This window comes from Pseudoalteromonas sp. 1CM17D (genome assembly GCF_023161805.1).
GTDB lineage: Bacteria > Pseudomonadota > Gammaproteobacteria > Enterobacterales > Alteromonadaceae > Pseudoalteromonas > Pseudoalteromonas atlantica.
In genome coordinates this window covers 63,009-87,959 of the sequence record NZ_JALNTP010000008.1, presented here as the reverse complement: position 1 = coordinate 87,959, position 24,951 = coordinate 63,009, and the positions used below count along the sequence as shown (strand labels likewise).

At 41.0% G+C, this 24,951-nt stretch carries 22 protein-coding genes and 1 other RNA gene; 12 read left to right on the top strand and 11 right to left on the bottom strand.

Features of this window, described 5'->3' with window-relative positions:
- Positions 1 to 160: 160 nt before the first annotated feature.
- Positions 161 to 3,181 (top strand): EAL domain-containing protein, encoded by a 3,021-nt coding sequence (locus MSC25_RS14405; RefSeq protein WP_248443811.1) that lies wholly within the window; start codon positions 161 to 163, stop codon positions 3,179 to 3,181.
- Positions 3,182 to 3,254: 73 nt separating this feature from the next.
- Complete coding sequence (locus MSC25_RS14400; RefSeq protein WP_024033313.1) at positions 3,255 to 4,145, top strand: LysR family transcriptional regulator; 891 nt, start codon at positions 3,255 to 3,257, stop codon at positions 4,143 to 4,145.
- On the opposite strand, the gene MSC25_RS14395 is transcribed toward MSC25_RS14400, so the two are convergent.
- On the bottom strand, positions 4,142 to 5,104 hold the full coding sequence (locus MSC25_RS14395) for a YihY/virulence factor BrkB family protein (RefSeq protein ID WP_004589124.1): 963 nt from the start codon (positions 5,102 to 5,104) through the stop codon (positions 4,142 to 4,144). The two genes, MSC25_RS14400 and MSC25_RS14395, sit on opposite strands and share 4 nt — an antisense overlap.
- Positions 5,105 to 5,235: 131 nt before the next feature.
- Here MSC25_RS14395 and MSC25_RS14390 point away from each other — a divergent pair, with 131 nt between their 5' ends.
- From MSC25_RS14390 to MSC25_RS14370, 5 genes are all read left to right on the top strand, one after another.
- Complete coding sequence (locus MSC25_RS14390) at positions 5,236 to 6,303, top strand: mechanosensitive ion channel family protein (RefSeq protein WP_248443876.1); 1,068 nt, start codon at positions 5,236 to 5,238, stop codon at positions 6,301 to 6,303.
- Positions 6,304 to 6,865: 562 nt separating this feature from the next.
- Positions 6,866 to 8,095, top strand: a complete 1,230-nt coding sequence (locus MSC25_RS14385; RefSeq protein ID WP_024033316.1) for a dicarboxylate/amino acid:cation symporter — start codon at positions 6,866 to 6,868, stop codon at positions 8,093 to 8,095.
- A 33-nt stretch (positions 8,096 to 8,128) separates the two neighbouring features.
- On the top strand, positions 8,129 to 9,190 hold the full coding sequence (locus MSC25_RS14380) for a putative porin (protein WP_248443810.1): 1,062 nt from the start codon (positions 8,129 to 8,131) through the stop codon (positions 9,188 to 9,190).
- 492 nt (positions 9,191 to 9,682) lie between these two features.
- Positions 9,683 to 11,389 (top strand): transporter substrate-binding domain-containing protein, encoded by a 1,707-nt coding sequence (locus MSC25_RS14375; protein ID WP_171044748.1) that lies wholly within the window; start codon positions 9,683 to 9,685, stop codon positions 11,387 to 11,389.
- Positions 11,386 to 12,798: a sigma-54 dependent transcriptional regulator gene (locus MSC25_RS14370; protein ID WP_248443809.1), complete on the top strand. Its 1,413-nt coding sequence runs from the start codon at positions 11,386 to 11,388 to the stop codon at positions 12,796 to 12,798. The genes MSC25_RS14375 and MSC25_RS14370 overlap by 4 nt, the downstream gene beginning before the upstream one ends.
- 74 nt (positions 12,799 to 12,872) lie before the next feature.
- Here the strand turns inward: MSC25_RS14370 and rnpB are convergent.
- An RNA gene (gene rnpB, locus MSC25_RS14365) (RNase P RNA component class A) lies at positions 12,873 to 13,238 on the bottom strand.
- Between the two features lie 42 nt (positions 13,239 to 13,280).
- Complete coding sequence (gene rsmI, locus MSC25_RS14360; RefSeq protein ID WP_248443808.1) at positions 13,281 to 14,138, bottom strand: 16S rRNA (cytidine(1402)-2'-O)-methyltransferase; 858 nt, start codon at positions 14,136 to 14,138, stop codon at positions 13,281 to 13,283.
- A 61-nt stretch (positions 14,139 to 14,199) separates the two neighbouring features.
- Between rsmI and MSC25_RS14355 the strand changes: the two genes are divergently transcribed.
- The 4 genes from MSC25_RS14355 to dolP all read left to right on the top strand — a co-directional run bounded on the left by MSC25_RS14355 (position 14,200) and on the right by dolP (position 17,688).
- Positions 14,200 to 16,083, top strand: coding sequence for a penicillin-binding protein activator (locus tag MSC25_RS14355; protein WP_121637965.1), 1,884 nt, complete (start codon positions 14,200 to 14,202; stop codon positions 16,081 to 16,083).
- Positions 16,084 to 16,095: 12 nt separating this feature from the next.
- The gene (locus MSC25_RS14350; protein WP_248443807.1) at positions 16,096 to 16,467 is read left to right on the top strand and encodes a YraN family protein; all 372 of its coding nucleotides are present in this window, start codon (positions 16,096 to 16,098) and stop codon (positions 16,465 to 16,467) included.
- Between the two features lie 68 nt (positions 16,468 to 16,535).
- Positions 16,536 to 17,129 carry an SIS domain-containing protein gene (locus MSC25_RS14345; protein ID WP_004589111.1) on the top strand — a complete coding sequence of 198 codons (594 nt, stop codon included), beginning with the start codon at positions 16,536 to 16,538 and terminating at the stop codon, positions 17,127 to 17,129.
- Positions 17,122 to 17,688 carry a division/outer membrane stress-associated lipid-binding lipoprotein gene (gene dolP / locus MSC25_RS14340; protein ID WP_004589110.1) on the top strand — a complete coding sequence of 189 codons (567 nt, stop codon included), beginning with the start codon at positions 17,122 to 17,124 and terminating at the stop codon, positions 17,686 to 17,688. The genes MSC25_RS14345 and dolP overlap by 8 nt, the downstream gene beginning before the upstream one ends.
- 70 nt (positions 17,689 to 17,758) lie before the next feature.
- On the opposite strand, the gene MSC25_RS14335 is transcribed toward dolP, so the two are convergent.
- The 8 genes from MSC25_RS14335 to zapE form a co-directional block, all read right to left on the bottom strand.
- The gene (locus MSC25_RS14335; RefSeq protein WP_004589109.1) at positions 17,759 to 18,196 is read right to left on the bottom strand and encodes a ClpXP protease specificity-enhancing factor; all 438 of its coding nucleotides are present in this window, start codon (positions 18,194 to 18,196) and stop codon (positions 17,759 to 17,761) included.
- Positions 18,196 to 18,822, bottom strand: coding sequence for a stringent starvation protein SspA (sspA, locus tag MSC25_RS14330; protein ID WP_004589108.1), 627 nt, complete (start codon positions 18,820 to 18,822; stop codon positions 18,196 to 18,198). The genes MSC25_RS14335 and sspA overlap by 1 nt, the downstream gene beginning before the upstream one ends.
- Before the next feature lie 80 nt (positions 18,823 to 18,902).
- Entirely contained in the window at positions 18,903 to 19,652 is a 750-nt protein-coding gene (locus MSC25_RS14325; protein WP_024033324.1) for a cytochrome c1, read from the bottom strand.
- The gene (locus MSC25_RS14320; RefSeq protein WP_004589106.1) at positions 19,649 to 20,914 is read right to left on the bottom strand and encodes a cytochrome b N-terminal domain-containing protein; all 1,266 of its coding nucleotides are present in this window, start codon (positions 20,912 to 20,914) and stop codon (positions 19,649 to 19,651) included. The genes MSC25_RS14325 and MSC25_RS14320 overlap by 4 nt, the downstream gene beginning before the upstream one ends.
- Positions 20,914 to 21,504, bottom strand: a complete 591-nt coding sequence (gene petA / locus MSC25_RS14315; RefSeq protein ID WP_004589105.1) for a ubiquinol-cytochrome c reductase iron-sulfur subunit — start codon at positions 21,502 to 21,504, stop codon at positions 20,914 to 20,916. The genes MSC25_RS14320 and petA overlap by 1 nt, the downstream gene beginning before the upstream one ends.
- A gap of 555 nt (positions 21,505 to 22,059) precedes the next feature.
- On the bottom strand, positions 22,060 to 22,452 hold the full coding sequence (gene rpsI / locus MSC25_RS14310) for a 30S ribosomal protein S9 (protein ID WP_024600778.1): 393 nt from the start codon (positions 22,450 to 22,452) through the stop codon (positions 22,060 to 22,062).
- An 8-nt stretch (positions 22,453 to 22,460) separates the two neighbouring features.
- A complete protein-coding gene (gene rplM / locus MSC25_RS14305) occupies positions 22,461 to 22,889 on the bottom strand; it encodes a 50S ribosomal protein L13 (protein ID WP_004589103.1) in 429 nt (142 codons plus the stop codon).
- Positions 22,890 to 23,174: 285 nt separating this feature from the next.
- Positions 23,175 to 24,263 carry a cell division protein ZapE gene (gene zapE / locus MSC25_RS14300; protein ID WP_064384781.1) on the bottom strand — a complete coding sequence of 363 codons (1,089 nt, stop codon included), beginning with the start codon at positions 24,261 to 24,263 and terminating at the stop codon, positions 23,175 to 23,177.
- A gap of 135 nt (positions 24,264 to 24,398) precedes the next feature.
- Here zapE and MSC25_RS14295 point away from each other — a divergent pair, with 135 nt between their 5' ends.
- Positions 24,399 to 24,842, top strand: coding sequence for a YhcB family protein (locus tag MSC25_RS14295; protein WP_004589101.1), 444 nt, complete (start codon positions 24,399 to 24,401; stop codon positions 24,840 to 24,842).
- Positions 24,843 to 24,951: the final 109 nt, after the last annotated feature.

Sequence of the window (24,951 nt, the reverse complement as noted above, 5' to 3'; positions counted from 1 at the left end):
ACTTTTTAGTACAACCCTATATTTTGTATGGTTATTTTTGGCTTTTATGTCTACAATCACTTTTTAGGGACGCAGAGCTTAAGGAAAACTTATTTTTACTTCATCGCTTAAAAGCCAGCTTTACAGGTTACTCATCCTACTTAGCATTCCCGGTGCCGCTGTGACGGTATTTACGCTATGGTATGAGCGTGATGCTGCCATTGAAAAAAGTGAAGAAAGAATAGTAAATATAGCTAAGCAATTGACACAACATCAAAAAACAATGGTTGATGATGTTAAACGTATTACTATTTATTTAGCCGATAAAACAGCAAAAAATGAAACACTCCCCACAACCTGCCCTAATTACTTTTACGAAATAAAAGCCCTTTATAAGAATATTGCAAATATAGGTATTGTTGATAAAAATGGCGACCTACAGTGCGTGACAAATGGTCGTAGTAAAAATATTAATATTAGCGATCGTACTTATTTTCAAAATGCCATTAGTAATAAAAGTTTTTCGGTGGGGTATTTTCAATACGACCGAAGTATTCAAGCGCAAAGTGTCAATTTTGCCTACCCAATTATAGATAGTAATAACCAACTAAAAGGCACACTGGTTACCGTTATTGCATTGAATTGGTGGAATATCGCCTTAAGCGAAGCTAAATTACCTAACAATGCCAAGGCCGTTATTGCCGACTCTAATGGCTTAATACTGGCCAACTACCCTAATCAACCACGTAATTTAGGCCAAAAAATTACTGACATAGATTTACTTCACGATAAAAGCTCGTTAACCGTGTTCAAAAATGCAGAAGGCGAAAACCAGGTTTTTCATCGCTCAGTAATATACAAAGACGGCCATGATAATAATTTAGACATTTATATAGCCGTTTCGGTTGAAGACTTTATTAATAAAGTGAATGAAAGCTTTGCTAAAACCATTTTTGCGTTTTTATCGGCTATTGCCCTGTTGGTGCTGCTCGCTAGGCGCTTAATTAAACAAAGTATATTTAAGCCTATCGCTAATTTAACCAAAGCCACAGATGAACTGGCAAATGGCACTATGCCCAAACATATTAAAAAGCCCAATAGCCCAGAGCTGCGCGCGCTTTATGACCGTTTTGCTGTGATGGCACAAACCCGGTTATCTGCAGAGGCTAAATTAAAAAATAAGCACAACGAGTTAATGAGCTTATTAAATGCTTTACCCGATACCTACATACGTATAAATGCCCAAGGAAAAATCCTTTATATTGGCGGCTATATTAGCCCTGTGCTAAATGTTGAGACAGGCAAAGCTTTAAAATTAGTGGATGTACTCTCTGAGGCCAACGCAGAGTTACTGCTTTCTCAATTAGGTACTTTAGATGGCTCACAAACCATTGAGTTTACATTGTTTAAAAAATCTAAAGAGCACTTTTTTGAGGCAAGAATCAATGCACTCACTAATAATGAATACATTATTGTTCTTAGAGATATAAGCCAAAAAAAGGTCAACGAAAAAGCACTTCATTTAGCGTCGCTTGTTTACAGTAATAGTAGTGAAGGGATGATGATTACAGACCCCGACGGCATTATTTATGACGTAAACCCTGCGTTTTGCGAAACAACCCAATACAGCAAAGAAGAAGCGATAGGTAAAACCAGTCGTATTTTAGCATCTGGCAAACATTCAAAAGCATTTTATGAAAAAATGTGGGCAGAGCTCAGAGAAACTGGCCGTTGGCAGGGTGAGATAATTAATCGTAAAAAAAATGGCGACACCTATAGCGAATACCTCATTATAGATACCGTGTACGATGATAAAAACATGCCTACTCGCCGGGTGGCCATTTTTACCGACCTAACAGAAAAAAAACAAGCCGATGAAACCATATGGCGAAAAACTCACTTCGACCACTTAACTGATTTACCAAATAGGCTAGAGCTTAAAGAGCGTTTAAATAAGCGCTTTGATGAAGTAACAGGCGACAAATGCGAACTTGTTGTGATGCTGCTCGATATTGATCACTTTAAAGATATTAACGACACGTTAGGCCATCATTATGGTGATAATCTACTTAAGTTAGTCTCTCAACGGATAATTCAAGCTGCAATAAACGCCAGTTTTGTCGCGCGTATTGGCGGTGATGAGTTTGTGATTGTATACGACCACGTTAAAAGCAGTCGCCATATAAACCAAATTGCCAGCAATATATTGCAAAGCCTTTCATCAAGTATACAGCTTGAAGACGAGGAGCTATTTATTAGCGCTAGTATGGGCATTGCATGCGCACCTAGCGATGGCCAAAGTACAGAGCTGCTATTAAAAGCTGCTGACCAAGCCATGTATAAAGCTAAAAATAACGGCCGTAATGGGTTTGAGTTTTTTTCAAAAGATATGCGTATTCATGCGCAAGCGCGTATGCAGCTATTAAAAGATTTACGCACCGCCATAGAGCTTGAACAATTTGAGCTATTTTATCAGCCTATTGTGGCATTAAACGATTTGCACATTCATAAAGCCGAAGGGCTCATTCGCTGGCATCACCCTAAAAAGGGGTTAGTCTCGCCGGCGACGTTTATACCGCTTGCTGAGGAAACTAGGCAAATAAATGCGCTGGGCCAATTTGTATTTACACAAGCAATACACACCCTAAAAGAAATAAACACCACCATGGGGGAGCAATTTCAAATTAGTATAAATGTCTCTCCTGTGCAGTTATCTACAATCGATAGCGGAATTGACGATTGGTGTGAGATTTTAAAAGCAGCCAAACTACCTGCCTCCTCTATTGTGGCCGAGATCACAGAAGGCCTTATGGTCAACCCAGAGCCACTAACTCAAAGTCGCTTAAAAACATTAGTTCAGTCAGGTGTGCAATTAGCGCTAGATGACTTTGGTACCGGCTATTCATCGCTCGCGTACTTGCAAGAAATGGATACCGATTACCTAAAAATAGATAAACGCTTTATTGATAATATTAAAGCAGGGAGCCAGGAGCTTGCTTTATGTGAAGCCATTATTGTAATGGCCCACCAGCTTGGCTTAAAAGTGATTGCCGAAGGGATTGAAACGCAGCAACAAATGCAACTACTACTAAAAGCAGGATGCGACTACGGGCAAGGTTATTTGTTTTCAAAGCCAGTGCCTAAAAAAGAGTTTATGACGCTGCTGAGCAGCAAAAAAATGGTTATTGCCAATAATAAATAAGTAGTTACGCAATAAATAGAGTGTCTACACGGTCAGGTAGTTTAATCAATAGTAAGTAGTAACAAGGTTTAAAATGGCAAAGGCAACACTCGAGCAGTGGAGAATGTTTAAAGCTGTTGTAGAGCATGGTGGATTTGCCGGTGCTAGCAGCGCGGTATTTAAAAGCCAATCAACCGTGCACCATGCAGTGCAAAAGTTAGAGTCGGCACTGCAAGTAAAATTGCTTGAAGTAAAAGGCCGTAAAGCGTATTTAACCGAAAACGGTAAGCTTATATTGCGCCGCGCCGAATTTTTAATAGATGAAGCCAGCAAAATAGAATCGGTTGCTAATACGTTAAGCGAAGGTATTGAAAGCACATTAAAAATAGCGGTAGATGAAGTGTTTCCGCAGCATTTATTGTACCAAGCGCTAAGCCATATTAATGAGCAATACCCACTGGTAAAAATAGAACTGATAGAAAGCGTACTTAACGGTGCAAACGAATTACTTACCAATGCAGTGGTCGACTTAGCAATTACTTCTATTGCGCTTTATGGCATTAATTGCCATAGCTTGTGCGAGATAGAATTTATTGCCGTTGCGCACCCTGATCACCCCTTACACCAGCGCACTGAACCACTGACCTACAGAGAGCTTAAATTACACAGGCAAATAGTTGTTCGCGATTCGGCCACCCACACCAGCCACGACGACGGCTGGCTTGGGGCAGATATGCGCTGGACAGTAAGTCACTTACGTAACTCTATTGATATGGTTAGCCAAAACTTTGGTTATGCATGGCTGCCTAGTGCACAAATTAAACCTTATCTTAAAAACAACACACTTAAGCCCCTTAATTTAGAGCAAGGTACAACCCGCTCCTTAAAGCTTTATTTAATGTGCACCGACAATGACCGTTTAGGCCCCGTTGGCCAAGCATTTACTCAACATCTCATAAGCTTGTGCAATAACGAGCCGGGCTAAGAGTTTGTCGGCTCATCTACATCAAGGTGATCAGCAACATAGGCGCCGCGTTTACCGCGTTCTTTAGCGGGGCCTTTGGTACTATCTTTCGCTGTTTGTTGTTCGGTTGCCGCATTTATTACCGCCCCAAGCGTAATAATATAGGCACTTATATAGAGCCACATTAGCATAATCACTACCCCGCCTAACGAACCATACGTTTCGTTGTAGCTTGCAAAGTGAGAGACATAAAACGAAAAACCAATTGAGGCTAAAATCCATAATACAGTCGCAATACACGAGCCAAGTGTAATCCAACGCCATTTTGCGGGTTTTCGGTGTGGTGCATAGCGATACAAAAGCACCAATGCAAAATTAAACATAAAGGCGAGTAATGGCCACGATATTAACTTTATTAGTAAGTCTATACTTTCTTTTAAGCCCACTAAATTAAGTACTATGGGTAAAATACCTATAATTAGCAAAGCAAAAATAGCCACTAAAATAGCCCCTACCGAAAATAAAAAACGTACTAACTGAGCATGAAAAAATGAGCGCTTTTCGTATTCATGATAACTAATATTACAGGCAGTAATGAGCGCTTGGCTGCCTTTAGAGCTACTCCAAATAGTAAGAATAAGTGTACCAATTGCACTTAAGCTTAAACTGGCGTTTGAGGTTTGAGCCAAGCTCGAGACCTGAGATAAAATTAAATCGCTCGTGCTTTGCGGTAATAAGGTAACTATTTTACTCAGGTGTTCACTAATATCGGTGGGCGATGAAAAGTACGCATACACAGAAACCATTGCAGCAATAGCAGGAAAAATAGCAAGTAAGGCATAAAACGCAACGCCCGCTGCAACCAGCGATAAGTTGTCTTGGCTCATTTGCTTAAAAATACGTTTGGCTATGTCCCACCAACCAATAACCGGAATGTGCACTGGCTGCTCGGCATGTTGTCCCCGTTTAGGTTTGCTCATTGTTTGCTCCTTTTTAGCCTATTATCGAGCAAAAAGTTTGCCAAGCTGTGCTTATGGCATTGGTATTAAACTTGCTGCTTGCTAGATTATTTAAAATACCAAGGTAATACGCCATGAACAGCCTTATAACTATGCTAATTGCAGTGAACACCACGGCTGTGAATGCCTTAAACACCCCAGAAAGCGTGCTCAGTTGGCAGTATTTATACGCCCAAAGTTTGCAATTACTTCACGCAACAGCGCAAATATTACCCACTCTTTTATTAGGTTTTATACTTTTAACTATTAGCTATTTTGTCGCCAGTCCTTTGTCTAAGCTGTTAGTAAAACCGCTCATTTATATGACCGACAGTAAACTTGTGCACTTAGTGGCTAAACGCGGGATTAGCATTTTAATTTTATTGCTGGGCGTGTATTTATTTTTGCGTTTAGCAGGACTTACCGAATTTGCTATTGCCATTATGAGCGGCACCGGATTAATAGGCTTAATATTGGGCTTTGCCTTTAGAGACATAGCAGAGAACTTTATTGCTAGTTTGCTGTTGAGCGTTCAACGGCCATTTAAAATAGACGATGTAATAGAAGTCGATGGCCGCTTAGGTGTGGTTAAAAAGGTCACCGCTCGCGCAACCACCTTAGTTGATTACGATGGCAACCATATACAAATACCTAACGCCACGGTTTATAAAAATACCATTAAAAACCTAACTGCAAATCCAAAAATGCGTGCCAAGGTGGTGATTGGCATAGGTTACGATAACGATATTCGTTACTGCCAAACACTCGCCCTTGAAATTGCAAACAAGCAAACGGGTGTGATTACTGAGCCACCAGCACAAGTACTGATCAATAATTTAGGCAGCTCAACAATTAACTTTAATCTGTTTTTTTGGGTTAACAGCGAACAACATAGTCCGTTAAAAGTGGCCTCGCAGTTAATGCGTGAGCTAGTAACCGAATTTACAGCGCAAAACATCAGTATGCCAGATGATGCCCGCGAGCGTATTTTACTCAGTGCACCTGATGAGAGTGATACACAAAAGCCCACCAATAAAGCTGAGCAACCTTTAACTGCTCAGCAAAGCTCTAAGCAGCTGCAGCAAAATGAAACGGTTGATGATGTAAGTAGTGATACCGACGAAATTCGTGATCAAGCTGAAAAATCACGGGATCCTGAACAGGGTAAAAATATTATCTAAGCTAAACGTATAAGAAAAAATAAAACCACATACAGCCAATTTACAGCTTAATAATGTTTTAAACCCTAAAAAATCAAAAAATATGATTAATTAATGCATTAAATATAACTTTTGTTATACCAATAATAAAAGTTATACACCTATCAACTAATTGATTTTAAATGAGTTATTTATAAACCATCATTTAAGCCGCCTTTAACCCGCCTTTAATTATTAATAATTATTCAAAAAGTTATATTAACAAACCACCAACCAAAAACAATAAAACCAATAACATTCAATACGTTATTAACAAAACCGTGCTTGGCATTATTAATGCAATAACAATAATCTAACAACTTTAGAGCTTAATTATGCACGTGTACAAACAACCCCTATCTAAAAAGGCTAACGAAAGCTTGTCCATAAAATTGCAAGCCCCTTGTGCGGCCTGTGCACGTGCCAGTGCAATATGCGCGTTAACGCCCTAAGCAAAAGTTAAATAGCTCCCACTAAATATTATAAATAATTGGAATAACACTATGACCAGTACAACAAGTATTAATAACAACGAGCCTAAAAAATGGCGCTCTGGCTAAAAATACTCATAGGTATGATAGCGGGTATTATTGCCGGCATGCTGTTAGGCAATAATGCTGAATATATAAAACCAATTGGCCAGCTATTTATTAGCGCCATTAAAATGTTAATTGTACCGCTTATATTTTGCTCATTAATTGTTGGTGTTACCTCAATGAAAGACACCACTAAAATGGGGCGTATTGGTGTTAAGTCAATCGTATTTTATTTAGCCACCACCGCAGTAGCTATTTCGATTGGTTTGGGTCTTGGGTTGTTGTTTGAACCTGGCGCAGGCTTAAATATGGTTGCAACCACAGTAGCCGATGCTAAACCAAGCCCTACCTTAGTAGACACCATTGTAGGTTTAGTACCAAAAAACCCAGTGGGCTCATTAGCCTCAGGTAATATTTTACAAATTATAGTGTTTGCGTTGAGCTTAGGCATTGCTTTAAACCTAATTGGTGAAAAAGGCGAACCCGCTAGCAAAATGTTTGAAAGCCTAGCCGATGCAATGTACAAATTAACTGAGCTTGTAATGAAGCTGGCGCCATACGGTGTATTTGCATTAATGGCTTGGGTATCTGGCAAGTATGGACTGGATGTTTTACTGCCACTTATAAAAGTAATTGGCTTAGTGTACCTAGGCTGCATTATTCACGTTTTAGTGTTGGGTGGCGGCTTTGTAGGCCTACTAGGCAAGCTCAATCCACAACGTTTTTATAAAGGTATTATTGAAGCGCAAATTATTGCTTTTACCACCACAAGTAGCTCAGGTACTTTACCTGCCAGCATTAAATGCGCCACTCAAAACTTAGGTGTATCGCGTACTGTATCAAGCTTTGTACTGCCAGTAGGCGCCACTATTAACATGGATGGCACCGCTTTATACCAAGGCGTATTAGCACTGTTTATTGCCCAAGCCTTTGGTATTGACCTCACCACAACAGATTACTTAACAATTATAGCTACAGCTACTTTAGCCTCTGTAGGCACCGCTGGTGTACCCGGTGCAGGCCTTATTATGCTTTCGCTAGTACTGACCACCGTTGGCCTACCACTTGAAGGCATTGCAATAGTTGCCGGTATTGACCGAATTTTAGATATGGCGCGCACTACCATAAATGTAACTGGCGATTTAATGGTTACTTTATTAATTGGCAAAAGCGAAGGCGAGCTTGACGAAACCCTTTACAACCAAGACAACACAGCGGCTCAACCCGCTAAGCAATAACCCTCGATTTAGTAATTTTATAGAGAACAAACCATGACTAGTAAACTTATCTATTTGCCCGTTGCATTAGGTGTTATTGCCTTAGCTAAGCCTGCCCACGCAGATATTACAATTGAAGGTTTAAATGGCCTTGAAGCCGTTAAGCTATTTGGCGATATGCGTATGCGCTTTGAGCGCACCGAAGGCGATACAATTGACTCAACAAGCCGCGCCCGTTTGCGTGCCCGATTTGGTATTAAATACGCAGCTACCGATAACTGGTCAGCGCAAATGCGCTTTAGAACAACCTCAAGCCAACACGATTCAACCCATCAAACCTTTGGTATCACCGATACCAGCGATAACGATGACTTTGGTTTAGACCGTGCCTTTATGAAGTACACTGGGCTTAGTAACACCCAAGTATATATTGGTAAAGCGGCCCCCGTTTATATGCATTCATCAGAGCTGCTTTTTCGTGACGATATAGCACTAGAAGGTGTACAAGCTAACTGGAGTAACAATACGTTTAGCGTTAATGCGGGGCATATTATTCTTGAAGAAAACGTCGATAATGGCGAAGGCAAGCGCGATGCTAGCTGGCAACAATTACAAGGTGTATATGCTACAAGTTTTAATAACATTAACCTTAAAGCCGGTATTGGCGGAATTTTTGTTAGCGCCTCAGATACGGCCTATGCCAGTGCTGAGTCGGGCCTTGATGCTGACCAAGCAGGCAACGTAATGACCTATAACCTTGATGTACGTTATGGCGCAGTGCGCTTTGCAGCCGATTACTACACAAGTGAAGCCGATAGCGAAAATACAGCGTTTACTGTACATGCTCGTTATCAAATTAATAAGCAGTTTGGCCTGCGTTTTTACGTGCTACGTACCGAAGCCTATGCATTGCCTATGAACGGCGCGTTTACGCAAACTAATACTCCGGGTTCTTATACCAATATTAAAGGCACACGCGTACAGCTAGATTACAAAATTGCAGAGAACCTAAATGCCGATTTAAGATGGTTTAGCGTGGATAATATTAATAACGATATACCCACTAACAACAATGGCCGCGATCGCATTCAAGTAAACCTAAACATGAAGTTTTAGTACTAAGGCATGTTGACCAATCGTGATTAAATTTACAGTAGTGAGTTTAGTATTTAGCAAAAGCGATTATTAAGCCTACTCGCTTAAAAGCCCAGCGCCTTACTTAAACTACCCTAGCTTGAAAACGTTAATCTACACAGGTCAACATTCTCTAAATAGGCCCAACCAATAAAAGCGATTTAATAGCCGATATTAAATCGCTTTTATTTTATTAAACAGCCTTAAAAAGACATAACTGCCTTACAAAAAACCTTAATTAACAATTAATTTATTCTTATTTAGTTTAAAGTATAAATAGATAAGACTTAAAACCATGATAAATTCGTTAGTACCTAATTTATATAAAATTAAAATACAGACTATAGTCCCCTGCTGCCAACTAAAAACAACCTTTTTGCGGCTGTAAAAGAAACATAAACGCCATTTTATTTGTACTGTTTAGACAATTTACTAACGCACTACCACAACTAAAAAATGCAGAGGTTTACTCACTTGTTTATTAAACAAAACGCTTGGTTTTATGTATTAAAAATAGCGCTACTAAGCCTACTGGGTATTAATAGCCTAAACTGCATTGCACAAGCTAATTTATCGCAGCCTAAACAAATTATAGTGGGCGGAGATTTTAACTACCCCCCTTATGAGTTTATTAACGAAGATGGCGAACTTACAGGTTACAACGTAGAACTTAGCCAAGAAATAGCCGCTGTAATGGGGCTTAATATAAAAATAAAGCTAATGCCCTGGGCCGAAATAAGAGCCGAGTTTGACCGTGGAAATGTGGATATTTTACAAGGCATGGCCGCCACACCCGAGCGCACCGATCTGTATAACTTTAGCCCGCACACGTTTGTTAACCACTCTATATTTGCGCGCGACAATAGCCCTAAAATAACGCACTACAGCGAGCTTGAAAACTACCGCGTTATTGTACAAAGCAATGGCTCAGCATTTGATATGCTTAACCACTCAGGCTTAAACATTACCCTTATACCGGTTGAAACCCATGCCGATGCCCTGCGTTTGCTTGCCTCTGGCCGCTATGACTTTGCAGTGGTTTCAAACTTACCCGGCTTATATTTAAGTAAAAAATTGGGGCTATCAAACATCACTGCTATTTCTAGCCTAGAAAGAAACCGGCTTTATGGCTATGCCACTAAAACCGCAGATGAAGCGCTGTTATCGCAATTTACTCAAGGCTTAGCTATTTTAAAAAACACCGGTCGCCAGCAAGAAATTTACGATAAATGGTTTGGCCCGTTAAACGTATCACCTTGGTCTAAAGCCGGCGTAATAGCGGGTATATGTGTAGTGGTGCTGCTACTAATTAGCACCGTGGTGATAATTTGGAACAAAGCCCTGCGCAAAAAAGTAGAAAGCCGCACCAAAGAGCTACAAGCCCAGCAGTTACAGCTACTTCATGCAGATAAAATGGCCTCACTGGGGGTACTGGTTTCGGGAGTAGCTCACGAAATTAATAACCCATGTAGTATTTTAACGTTAAATTTTCCGTTTATAAAAGAAGCCTTTGAAGATGCAACAGACATACTTGATGAGCATCAAGCACGCCAAGGCGACTTTCTTGTTGCCGGTGTAAGCTATCAGCGCTTTAAACATATGCTGCCAGAAATTTTAGACGATATGCACATTGCCAGTAACAAGGTAAAAGGCATAGTAGAGGATTTAAAAAGCTTTGCCGTAAAAGGTGAAGCATCGCATGAGAAAACTGAGCAGCTAGATTTAAACCTACTAACAAACCGCTCTATTCGCTTAGTCACAAATCAAATTAAAAACTCTACAAACCACTTAGAGGTTAACTTAGCCAACTCACTGCCTGCGTTTAAAGGCAGCGGCAGCCGCATCGAGCAAGTAATCGTTAATTTAATTTTAAATGCCTGCCAAGCGCTTGAAGACAAATCGCAAAAAATTATTATCACCAGCTATTTCCATACTAAACACAATCAGGTTGTGCTGAGCATTGAAGATCAAGGCGTAGGCATTGATCAACAGCACTTAATTAAGCTCACCGACCCCTTTTATACCACCAAACGACAATCTGGCGGCACCGGCTTAGGGCTTTCTGTATCAGCGGGGATCGTGGCAGATCACCAAGGCCAACTCACCTTTAAATCAACCCTCGGTAAAGGCACAAAAGTAAAGCTATCACTACCCTTATTACAACACGAGAGTGAACTATGAATACTAATTTATATCCTAGTTTTGAGGTCCTCATTTGTGATGACGACAACAGCTTTTTACGAAGCATATCGTTTGCAATAGAGCGCTACTGCGGCATTAACAACATTGTACAATGTAATGATAGCCGCGATGTAATTGCCAAACTAAACCAAGGGAATGTTCGCGTTGTATTGCTTGATTTAAACATGCCACATATCAGCGGCGATGAGCTTATAGCGCAAATTACAGAGCTTTTTCCGCACATTTCGGTGGTGATCATCAGCGGCATTAACCAAGTAGAAGCCGCTGTAAAATGCATAAAGTTAGGTGCTTATGGTTATCATGTAAAAACAGAAGATCCCGAACGCCTAAGTAATAGCATAATGCAGGTGGTGCGTTTTCAAGAGCTAAACTTAGAAAACCAAGCCATGCGCGGCTATCTGCTAGAAAACCAAACAAGCCTGCATCCTGCGTTTTCTAAAATTATTAGTGTGGATCATCAAATGCATTCGGTGTTTAATTACATTGAGTCTATATCAAATAGCCAACAACCTATTCTTATTACCGGAGAAAGCGGCGTAGGAAAGGAGCTTATAGCCAGAGCCATTCACGAAACCAGTAGCTGCAGTGGCGAGCTTGTGTGTGTAAACGTAGCCGGCCTTGACGATAACTTATTTTCGGATACCTTATTTGGCCATAAAAAAGGCGCTTTTACAGGCGCTGAGCAAGCCCGCAAAGGCATGATAGAACGCGCATCAGGCGGGATACTATTTCTTGATGAAATTGGCGATTTAAACCTGGCCTCGCAAGTAAAGCTATTAAGGCTTTTGCAAGAAGGCGAATATTACCCAGTAGGCAGCGATACCCCAAAGCGCATCAACGCCCGCATTATTGCAGCCACCCACCAAAACTTACTCACTAAAAAAGAAAATGGCGAATTTAGAAACGACTTATACTACCGTTTAAAAATTCATCATGTAAATATTCCGCCGCTTAGGGAGCGCAAGCAAGATATAGCCTTATTACTCGAGCACTTTTTAACGCTTGCCGCACAAGAATTTAATAAACCGGTGGCAAGTATTCCAAAAGAATTATTAATTTTACTCGAAAACTACGCTTTCCCAGGCAATATAAGAGAGCTGCGCGCCATGGCCTTTGATGCAATGAGCACCCACCAAAGTGGCGCCCTGTCTATGAAAGCGTTTGAAAGCGTACGCAGCGCCGTGCCTAAATTAGATATGCAAGCCCAGCTTGCCAAGCCGTTATTTGAGTCAACATCAATGCTACCCACTTTAAAACAAGCCGCAGAATTACTGGTAGCAGAAGCTATGAAACGTAGCAACTCAAATCAATCAATGGCAGCGCAACTACTCGGTATATCGCAGCCAGCACTCAGTAAGCGACTTAAAAAAGGACAGCCTGAGCCTTAAAAAACAACAAAGTACTTAATCAAATTTTAGGCACAAAAAAGCCCGCAGCGTTAACTGCGGGCTTTTTTGTTGAATGAGTGAGTTAGCCTATAAGCCGGGTTCTGTCCTTTCCGAAGAAAGTGATAATCATTCGTCTAGGCCATAAATCGCTCTATGGCTCAAGCAACCTACCCGGTTCCAACGTGGGCCACGCCATAAGGAACCCTATTTGGTCTTGCTCCGAGTGGAGTTTACCTTGCAACCAACTGTTACCAGTGGCCCGGTGCGCTCTTACCGCACCCTTTCACCCTTACCAACCCGAGGGTTGGCGGTCTCCTCTCTGCTGCACTTGTCGTGGGCTCACGCCCCCCAGCCGTTAGCTGGCACTCTGCCCTGTGGAGCCCGGACTTTCCTCCCCCTGATCATTTTCGTCACAGGCAGCGATTATCTTGGCTAACTCGGCGCGCAGTATACATGAGCTGCGCCTTGTACGCAGTAAAGATTTACTCTTTTTCGTCAATAATTGTTTTATACAGGGCGTTTTTCTTCATTCCAAAGTATTCAGCAACAATACCACAGGCTTTTTTCATCGGCATTTCGCTTTCAAGTAGCGCCAACATTTTACGCGCCTCTTGCGGTATATCATCTACTTGCTTGGGTTTACCTGGCAACATGAGCACTATTTCGCCGCGTTGCTTGGTTGGGTCATCAGTTAAAAACTGCTTTAACTCACTTACGCTACCATTAAAAAAGGTTTCAAAGGTTTTGGTAAGCTCTTTTGCAAATACCACTTGTTGCTCACTACCTAAGGCCGCTTCTAAATCATCTAGGCTTGCCATAATACGGTGGGTGCTTTCGTACATTATGCTGGTAATGCTTGAGTTTACAGCTTCTATGAAAAAGTCTTGGCGGGCTTTACTTTTAGCCGGTGTAAAGCCAATAAACTGAAAACGATCTGTTGGCAGGCCTGAGCAACACACTGCAGTAATAGCAGCACACGCACCGGGCACGGGTGTTACATGCGCGCCTTGCTCGCGGCACAGGTTTACAACGGCATAACCTGGGTCGCTTATCAGCGGCGTGCCGGCATCTGAGACTAGCGCGATATTTTTGCCTTCGTTTAGCCAATCAATAATCTGCTGCGCTTTTTGTTTTTCGTTATGGTCATGTAATGCAAAGGTTTTAGCCTTTATACCAAAGTGGCTTAGTAGCTTACCGGTGTGGCGCGTGTCTTCAGCAGCGATTAAGTCAACTTGCGATAATGTCGCGATGGCACGCTGGCTTAAGTCGTCAAAATTGCCAATTGGGGTGGCAACAATGTAAAGAGTGCCAATTTTCTGTGAATTCTCCTCATTTAACATTGAGGTCTCCTGCGTCAGTCAGTAATATAAGCAAATCGCGTTAACGTATTGGGAAATCATTGTGCGACTTAAACTTGTTAGTCTATTAATTATATTGTCAGGGTTATCGGCCTGTAGCACAACCGAAAAACCAACTAAAAATAGCGATAGCATTAACACCAGTGCGAATGCGCTGCAAAATCAAGCAACCAGTGCCGATGCTATTTATAAATTAGCGCTTAATCGTACCGGTGCCGACAAAATTCAATTGCTTTATAGTGCGCGTGATGCGGCTATTTCGGAGCAAAGCTGGCCGTTACTTGAAAACATTTGTAATGAGCTTGAGCAAACCCCAAGTGTAGATAAAATTCAAAACCGCTTATACATTGCTTATGCACAAAAGCAGCAAAATAAAAACGACCAAGCGCTCGTTATTTTGCAATCGCTCGATGGCCAACTTAAACAGCCTGAACACTTTGCTTGGCATCAATATTTAACTGCTAGCATATATGCATCGCAAAACTTTCCTAAGCGCGCCGCACCTTATTTTTTTAGAGCCTCAGAAACTGCGAATAAAAATAATATTGAGATCCCTGCTCTGCAAAGTGCGCTGTGGGATAACTTAACAAAGCTGTCTTCTTATGCGCTAGAGCGCTTTAATCGTGGCTCTGTTATACAACAAGGTTGGACTAACTTAGCTTTATACCACCAGGTATATGCAAATAGCGGTGTAGAGCTTGACCAAGCCATTAATAATTGGCGCCGTCGCTACCCTGGGCACCCTGCCGTAGCTATTTTACCCGAGCAAGATGAAGCCCTAGCCGACCTAGCACCAGTTAATATAGAGCGTTTAGCTGTACTTTTACCGCAATCAGGCGCAAATGAGCGTTTAGGTGACGCCCTAAAAGCCGGCATTTTGGCAGGGCTTGATAAGCAAACTATTAGCGACACTGTTTTTATAGATGAGAACCTTTCAACCCAAGTGCTAAGCGAGCAGCTGAGCCAATTTAATCCAGACTTTGTGATTGGGCCATTATTAAAAGCGAATATAGATAAACTTGCGCAAGCTAAAACACTTATTGATACCCCTACATTACACTTAAATACATTTGATGGTGAGCGACTTTCGCTGCAACATTACTTTTTTGCTTTAAACCCTGAGCATGAAGTGCAGCAAGCGCTGGAGCACTTTTTAGCTAAAGGTTATCAAAAGCCTATGTTATTAGCGCCTAATAATGCCAATGGTCAGCGTTTGGTTGATTACTTTAATATTCAGTGGCAGCGCTATAGCGAAACAAAACCGCAAATTGGGTTTTATAACGATAACAAAGACATGCCAAACACAATTACAAGCTTGTTAGAGGTTGATAAATCTAAGCAGCGTATTAAAACGGTTAAGTCTTTATTTAAACAAGAAGTAGAAAGTGAAACTCGCTCTCGTAGCGATATTGATGCCATATACATTTTAGGCGACGCTATAGAAACACGCCTGATAAAACCTTATTTAGATGTAAATGTAAGTACTTTTGCACAGCGCATCCCGCTTTATGCCAGCTCTAAAAGCCATAGTAAGCAAATAGATCGCACCGATAAAGGTGATTTAGAAGGGCTTTACTTTACAGAGCTTCCGTGGATGCTTAATGCGACAGTTAAACAACATAATTTACGCAACCAATACAACACGCTGTGGCCTGAAAATGCTGATATAAGCCAACGCCTATTTGCCATGGCTTACGATGCCGTATCGGTGCTCAGCGACATTAGGCAACTGAGTGTAATGCCCGGTAATAAGTTTACAGGTTTAAGTGGGAAGCTTTCGGTAAATACAAGCGGACACATAGAGCGTACGCTTGATTGGGCACAATACACAAATAGACGCATAAAAGCCGTACAGCTAGAAACAAAGCAGCCCGTGCCTTTATTTATGCAATCAGCCAACGAAAGCAATACGCTTACGTTTGATTAATCTGGAGCGGCTATGTCGTGGTTTAAAGAGCTGTGGCAAAATAGCCGAGAAAAAGGCCAGTACTATGAACGCCAAGCAGAAAAATACTTAACCCGTGAAGGGCTTACGCCTATTGAGCGTAATTATTATTGCCCCTTTGGTGAGCTTGATGTGATTATGAAACACGGCGATACGCTTGTATTTGTGGAAGTTAAGTTTCGTAAAAACAATGCGAGAGGCGGTGCAAATTATGCCCTTGGCGCACAAAAACAAGCACGATTAAAACGCACTATTTATCACTACTTGGCAGCAAAAAACTTAACTAATCAGCCTATAAGAGTCGACTATGTTGCCATTACAGGTGAAGGCTCTGCCAATATAAATTGGATCAAAAGCGTACTTTAACAACACGCAAACAGATTAGTAAAACGCCCAGCAACAAACAAAAATGACGAATAAATTATTGGTAGTCTATGCAAGATACAATTAAAGAAATTTTTACAGAAAGCATTCAAGTACAAATAGCAGCAGGCGAAGTACTGCCAAGCGCACTAGAGTCTGCGGCATTTACCATTGCACAAAGTTTAATTAATGGTAACAAACTCCTTTGCTGTGGCACGGCAAACTGCCATATGCTAGCGCAGCACATGGCCGGCGTATTAGTTAATCACTACGAAACAGAGCGCCCCTGTTTACCTGCTATTGCGCTATCTCAAGAAAATATCAATTTAGGGCAAAGTAGCCAAGTAGATGAGCATGATACCTTTGCTCGCCAAGTACGTGCTTTTGCACAACAAGGCGATTTACTGCTTGCGTTAGCAATTAATGGCAACGAAAAACATATTATTTCTGCTGTAGAAGCTGCACTTACTAAAGATATGAAGGTCATAGTGATGGTAGGTGACGATGGTGGAGAACTCGTTGGCTTATTAGGCCCTAATGATGTAGAAATTCGTACGCCATCTAAGCGCCCTAGCCGCATTATTGAATCTCACTTAGTTAACTTACATTGCTTAAGTGAACTGGTTGATTTAACTCTTTTCCCGCAGGATGAAAATTATGTTTAAACGCTCTCTTATTGTTTTAGGTACTGTTGTTTTACTGCAAGGCTGTGCAGCCGCAGTGGTTGCAGGAACAGCTGGTGCAGTAACAGCAGCAAATGATCGCCGCACCATAGGCTCACAAATAGACGACAATAATATAGAAATTAAAGCCAGTATTGCGCTTAGTGAAGTTGAACGACTAGAAAAGTTCGCCAATGTAGACGCTATAAGCGTTAATGGCATTGTTTTACTAGTAGGTCAGGTTGCCAATCAAGAAATGAAAAACCAAGCTCAGCAGAGCATTGAGGGGCTCTCAGGTATACGTAAAATACATAACCAAATTAGAATTGGCTCAAATATTGGAATTACCACACAAACGCATGACTCGTGGCTAACCTCTAAAGTAAAAGCGCAGCTTTTAACAGCTAAAGATATACCGAGTAATAATATTAAAGTAGTGACCGAAAACGCTGAAGTATTTTTAATGGGATTAGTATCAGAATCTGAGTCTAACCAAGCGGTTAACATTGCACGCAATGTATCGGGTGTAGAGCGCGTTATTAAAGTGTTTGAATATTTATAAAATACATAAAAAGCCGTTTATGAGGCACATAAAAAAACCGCTTAATTAGCGGTTTTTTTGTATTTAAGCGTTACTTGATAACGCGTAAATGTGAGCCTTTTTTCTTTTCTGGCTTTTCTGGCGGGGTTTCATCAATAATTTCATCTGATGTTTCCACACTTTCAAGGTCAGGTGCAAAATCGTCTTCGTCCTCTAAAAACTCATCTGCAGTAAAGACTGTTCCTTCGCCATTTTCACGCGCATAAATAGCAAGCACCGCACCTAAAGGCACATATACTTGCATTGGCTGTCCGCCAAAGCGCGCATTAAAGCTTAGTTGTTCCATATCTAACGAAAACCCAGTAACGGCAGAAGGGCTAATATTAAGCACTATTTGGCCATCTTGTACAAACTGCGTAGGCACTTGTACTGCTGGGTACTGCGCATCAACCACTAAATGTGGTGTGCAGTCGTTATCTACGATCCAATCAAAAAAAGCACGTAATAAATAAGGACGATTAGGCGTCATTATAAACGGATCTCACGCTCTGCTTCAGTTAAAGAAGCTTGGAATGACTCACGCTCAAATAAGCGGATCATGTACTCTTTTAGCTCTTTAGCGCCAGAGCCATTAAGCTCAATACCAAACTCTGGTAAACGCCATAATAGTGGTGCTAAATAACAATCTACTAAGCTAAACTCTTCACTCATAAAGTATGGAGCTTCGTTAAAGATTGGTGCAATTGCAAGTAACGCTTCAGTTAACTCTTTACGAGCTTGTGCAGCATCTGCTGTATTGTTAATGATTTTTTCAGCAAGGCTGTACCAATCAGTATCAATACGGTGCATCATTAAACGGCTACGACCACGCATTACCGGATACACAGGCATTAGTGGAGGATGAGGGAAACGTTCATCAAGGTATTCCATGATGATGTTTGCCTGATATAAGCCAAGCTCACGGTCAATCAGTGTGGGTACTGTACCGTAAGGGTTAATTTCGTGAAGTGCCTCTGGCAAGTTATCCTTTTCAGCCAAATGAATATCTACACTTACACCTTTTTCTGCAAGTACAATACGTACTTGGTGGCTATACATACAGTTAGCACCAGAAAAAAGGGTCATTACAGGGCGCTTATTGGCAGCTACGGCCATGCCTATACCTCCATTAAATAACTAAAACAGCAATAGGGGCTTAAGCCCCTATTGCAAAATTACCTTGTAAAATGCTCAAATTAATGAACATCTCTCCAGTATTCTTTCTTAAGCATAAATGCCAAGATAAACAGGATAACTAAAAATCCAATTACCTTAATACCTAACGCTTCTGACTCAAGGCGTGTAGGTTCACCTACATACTCTAAGAAATTCGTTAAATCACGAACCGCTTGATCGTATTCATCAACGCTTAATTCGCCCTTACCATCTGTTTCAGTACCAACAACTTTAGTCACTGTTTGACCATGTTGTTCAACTTCTTCAATGATAGGTGTTGGTAGCCCTTGTAGTTCTTGAAGAACATGTGGCATACCCACCGATGGGAATAACGTATTATTTACGCCAAACGGGCGAGATTCATCTTTGTAAAACGATTTTAAGTAAGTGTAAATCCAATCACTGCCACGCACACGCGCCACATTGGTTAAATCCGGCGGAGCCGCACCAAACCATTTAGCAGCATCTTCTTTTGCGATAGCGTTAAGAATATGGCCACCTACTTTTGAACCATCAAAAATCAATTGCTCTTTGCCAAGCTCGGTTGGAATACCAATATCACGGAAAGTACGTTCATAACGTTGATACTGCATTTGGTGACAACCAAGACAGTAGTTCATGAACAACTTTGCGCCGCGCTGCAAAGAAGGCTGATCAGATATATCGTTACCCGCTTCCATAAGAGGAACCGAAGGACCCGCAGCCATAACCATGTTAGGCAGCAAGTTTACTGATAAAGCAAATACACCAATAAGTAGCTTTTTCATCATTTCGTTAACCTCTCAGGCAATGGCTTAGTTTTTTCATTCTTACTGTATATAAATAACAGTACGAAGAACATAAAGTAAGTCACAGTACAGATTTGAGAAATTATCGTTTTCATATCAGTTTGTGGCGTTGCACCCACCCAACCTAAAAGAACGAAAGTTACAACAAAACCTGCAATGTTCCATTTGTGGAAACCACAACGGTAACGAACCGATTTAACACGACCACGGTCAATCCACGGTAACAATGCGAGTACCACAATTGACGCACCCATTGCCGCAACACCGATAAGTTTATCAGGGATTGCACGTAAGATTGCATAGAATGGCGTAAAGTACCAAACTGGGAAAATGTGCTCTGGTGTTTTAAGTGGGTTTGCTGCTTCAAAGTTTGGCGCTTCTAGGAAGAAACCATTCATCGCAGGCATAAAGAATACAACCCAACAGAACAAGATTAAGAAACCAACCACGCCCACAATATCTTTTACTGTGTAGTACGGGTGGAACGGTATCGCATCAACAATGTCTTTTTTGTCGGTGTAATACTCATGAAATTTAAATTTAGACTTATCTTCTTCAGCCACAGTGCCTTTTTTGCGTTTTATTTCAACACCGTCAGGGTTGTTAGAGCCCACTTCGTGCAGCGCAACAATGTGTAAGAACACTAAAATTACAATAACCAATGGTAGTGCAATAACGTGTAATGCAAAGAAGCGGTTAAGCGTTGCACCCGATATTACGTAGTCACCACGGATCCAAAGTGTTAAGTCGTCACCAATTACCGGAATAGCCCCGAATAACGAAATGATTACCTGCGCACCCCAGAACGACATTTGACCCCATGGTAGTAAGTAACCCATGAAGGCTTCAGCCATTAATGCTAAGAAAATAAACATACCGAACAACCACAGTAATTCACGTGGTTTTTGGTAAGAGCCGTAGATCATGCCACGGAACATATGCATATAAACAACGATGAAAAACGCAGATGCACCCGTTGAGTGTAAATAACGTAATAACCAACCGTATTCAACATCACGCATGATGTACTCTACTGATGCGAAAGCGCCTTCAGAAGAGGGAACAAAGTTCATCGTTAACCAAATACCAGTAAGTATTTGGTTTACTAGTACTAACATGGCTAGTGAGCCAAAAAAATACCAGAAGTTAAAGTTTTTAGGTGCTGGATACTGTGCAATGTGCATGTTCCAAACACGTGTCATTGGGATACGGTCGTCAATCCAACTAACAATTTTACCAAACATTAGGCTACCCCTTTTTCTTCGCCCACTAAAATAGTGGTTTCATCAAGAAAAGTATAAGGTGGTACTTCTAAGTTCAATGGTGCAGGAACTGATTGAAATACTCGCCCAGCCATATCAAATTTAGAACCGTGACATGGACAGTAAAAACCATCATCTGTCCCTTCAACTTTTTCACTAAAGTTACCTTGGAAAAAGCCTGGAGAACACCCTAAATGCGTACAAATACCAACAGCGACAAAAATCTCTGGGCGTAATGAACGGTAATCATTTGTTGATGATTCTAGTTGTTGTGGCTCTTGCGATTGCGGATCACGAAGTTGACCTTCATGTTCTTTCATCTGCTCAAGCATTTTAGGGGTACGTGATACAACCCATACAGGTTTACCACGCCACTCGACACGTATTAATTGTCCTGGCTCAAGTTTGCTGATATCTACTTCTACAGGCGCACCCGCAGATTTAGCTCGCTCACTTGGATTCCAAGACGCAATAAAAGGAACAGCAGCCCCAGCCGCACCAACACCACCTACAACAGAGGTAGCTATGGTTAAAAAGCGACGTCGGCCATTGTCTACAGGCGCATTGCTCATCCACTTATCTCCACTATGATTCTCAACACTTGCTATATTGAGAACATCAGTTACAGCAGGTTAATTTTTCGAAATTTTTAAAATAGAAGCGATCATAATTAAAACCCTTGATTAAAACAAGGTTATTCACAGCCTCACGCTCGAATAACCCGACTTGATCAATAGTTTGATAAAGTAAGCTCGAGAATAAAGCCGAATGACTATAATAGCGCTTCTGTAAAAACAATATACTGACCAAGATCAACCCCACTACGAGGAAACAGATAAACTGTACATGGTGATGTTGAACTTGCTCATACTACTTGCCAGCCAATTGTAGCAAAAAATTCCACCAATTAACTGATGGATTTACACTAATTGCGATAATTATTTAACTTTTTTGCAGCGAAATGGGTATTTTAAAGCTTTCGTACATTAAATACGCAGTATTTATAAAATATGATCAGCGCCTAGCCTTAAAAAAGCGGGCTTGAGGTAGGTAAGTACTTAAATTTTAATGCCAAAAACAAAAAACCCAGCATAAGCTGGGTTTTTGAATTCTTGATAACGTAAAAATTAACGTTTTGAGAACTGTGGACGCTTACGCGCTTTCTTAAGACCCACTTTCTTACGTTCAACTTTACGTGCATCACGTGTAACAAAACCTGCTTTACGAAGTTGTGGACGTAATGACTCGTCAAACTCCATAAGTGCACGAGTGATACCGTGACGGATAGCACCAGCTTGACCAGTTGTACCACCACCGGCAACGGTGATGTGAAGGTCAAATTTTTCAGTCATGTCAACAAGCTCAAGAGCTTGACGAACAACCATGCGTGCTGTTTCGCGACCAAAGTACTCTTCTAAAGAGCGCTTGTTGATTACGATGTTACCAGTGCCTGGGCGTAAGAATACGCGAGCACTTGAACTTTTACGACGACCTGTACCGTAGTATTGATTTGCCATGATAGTGCTCCTTAAATGTCTAGAACCTGAGGCTGTTGTGCAGCATGGTTGTGCTCAGTACCTGCGTAAACTTTAAGTTTACGGTACATAGCGCGGCCTAAAGGACCACGTGGCAACATGCCTTTAACAGCTTTTTCGATGATCATTTCAGGCTTTGCAGCTTGAAGTTTATCAAAAGTAGTAGACTTAAGACCACCTGGGAAACCAGTATGAGCGTAGTACACTTTATCTTTGAATTTGTTACCAGTTACAGTAACTTTCTCAGCGTTGATAACGATGATGTAATCACCAGTATCTACGTGTGGAGTGTATTCAGCTTTGTGCTTACCGCGTAGGCGATGAGCGATTTCAGTAGCGATGCGACCTAAAGTTTTACCTTCAGCGTCAACTACGTACCAGTCACGTTTTACTGTTTCTGGTTTAGCAACAAACGTTTTCATTTATAAAAATCCAATGTTTTTCAATTAAAACCACAGGCAGTTATTATTAACTACCGCTCTAAGTATGCTATAACCCCTTCGAGTTTTAGACTTTAGCGCCGCTCACAAGTGGCTAAACTATATGAGGACATAGAACGCAACGTGGCAGACGCGGGAGTATACCAGCACTTAAAACACATTGCTACCGAGCGGTTGTTTTTTCCACAAGAAAATTACAAAAATTTATGCATTTATATAAAAACAACAATAAGGCCACTTTAAAGAGTCGATACAGTCGTATTAGCGCTATGCTAAATGCTCTTTTGCTAAATACTCTAAAGACTGCATTTCTTGCAGGCGGCTAATGCAGCGCTTAAATTCAAAGTTAAGATTACCTTGGGTATAAAGCTGCGTGATCGGTTTTTCAGCCGAAATAATTAATGTTACATGTCGCTCGTAAAACTCATCCACTAAAGCGATAAAGCGCCTAGCTGCATCATCATTATTTTGTCCAAGCTGTTTAACATTAGAAATAATAACAGTGTTATATAAGCGGCTAATTTCCATGTAGTCGACTTGGCTACGTGCGGTTTCGCACAATTCGCTAAATTCAAACATCACTACACACTTAGCCACTTTGCGTGTGTTGATTAAGCGCCCTTCTATTTCTATGGGTTGATCAAGCTCCCCCGCCTCTGGCGAGAGCTTATCAAAATATTCAAATAAGTTTTTATCGGCTTGCTCATCTAGCGGGCTGTGAAATATTTCGGCTTGCTCAAGTGTACGCAAGCGATAATCAATACCAGAGTCTACATTTACTATTTCTGTGTTCGCTTTTACCAGTTCAATGGCCGGAACAAAACGCGCACGCTGTAAGCCGTTTTTATATAAATCATCAGGCACTATATTAGAGGTGGCGACTAATACTATATTGCGTGCAAATAATGCCTGCATTAAGCCGCCGAGTAACATGGCATCTGTAATATCTTGAACAAAGAATTCATCAAAACAGATGATATCGGTTTCGGCTTTAAATATGTCGGCAACAATTTCCAGTGGATTGCTTTTATTATTTAGCTTTTTTAGTTCATCGTGAACTCGGTGCATAAAGCGATGAAAATGCACACGCATTTTACGCTCACCTGGCAGCGCTTCGTAAAAGGTATCTACTAAATAGGTTTTACCACGCCCTACACCACCCCAAAAATAAAGCCCTTTAATTGGCTCAGGTTCGCTTTTATTAAACAACTTTGCAAAAAAGCCTTGTTGCTGTGGTTTTTTATTTGTGAGGTCATCGTATAAACGTTGTAAATGGCGCACTGCATTTTCTTGTGCTTGGTCATGTACAAAGTCATCGCGCTTGAGATCTTGCTGGTAAGTTTGCCAAGGAGTCATATCTAATTACATTTTAAACACAGTTTAATTTGCACAACATATTAACACGCATCTTAACTCGGGGTATATTACCCACAGGATGATTTATATTTGAATCAGGCATTATTAGATATTTTTTCCCAAAGGGGTAAAGTTATGGGCACAGTTACGTGGGTAGGTTTAATTATTATTACTGCTGTAGTGGCATTTTTTGTTGGTGCATTCGTTACTAAAAAGCAATTTAAGCAAGATGAATTAAAAGAGCAAGCCGAGCAAGCACAAAACGCGCTTGAGCAGTATCGCCAAGATGTGGCCGATCATTTAGCAAGCACAGGTAAGCTTGTGAATAAAATGAAAGAAAACTACGACCAACTACTCAGCCATGTTGAAGAAACCAATCAACTCTTACTTGATGATAAAAACAAAGCACCTAGCGAGCCGTTTTTCTCTAAAGAAACAACAGAGCAATTACAAGCGTCTTTAAAAGAGCGCGAGGTTGACCGTTCATCTGCACAAGCACAACCTGCCGATTACGTCTCGGGTGAGTCTGGTTTATTTGCAGGGCAAAATGGCGATACAAAACCTGCTAAAGCTTCTTAAAACACTGAGCACGCTAAAATGTTAAAGCTATCTTGAGGAACTTTTTTTTGACCCCATAGTCTTTAAATGTAACAGCTTTATATTTAAATTCGAAAAGGCTGCTTATGCA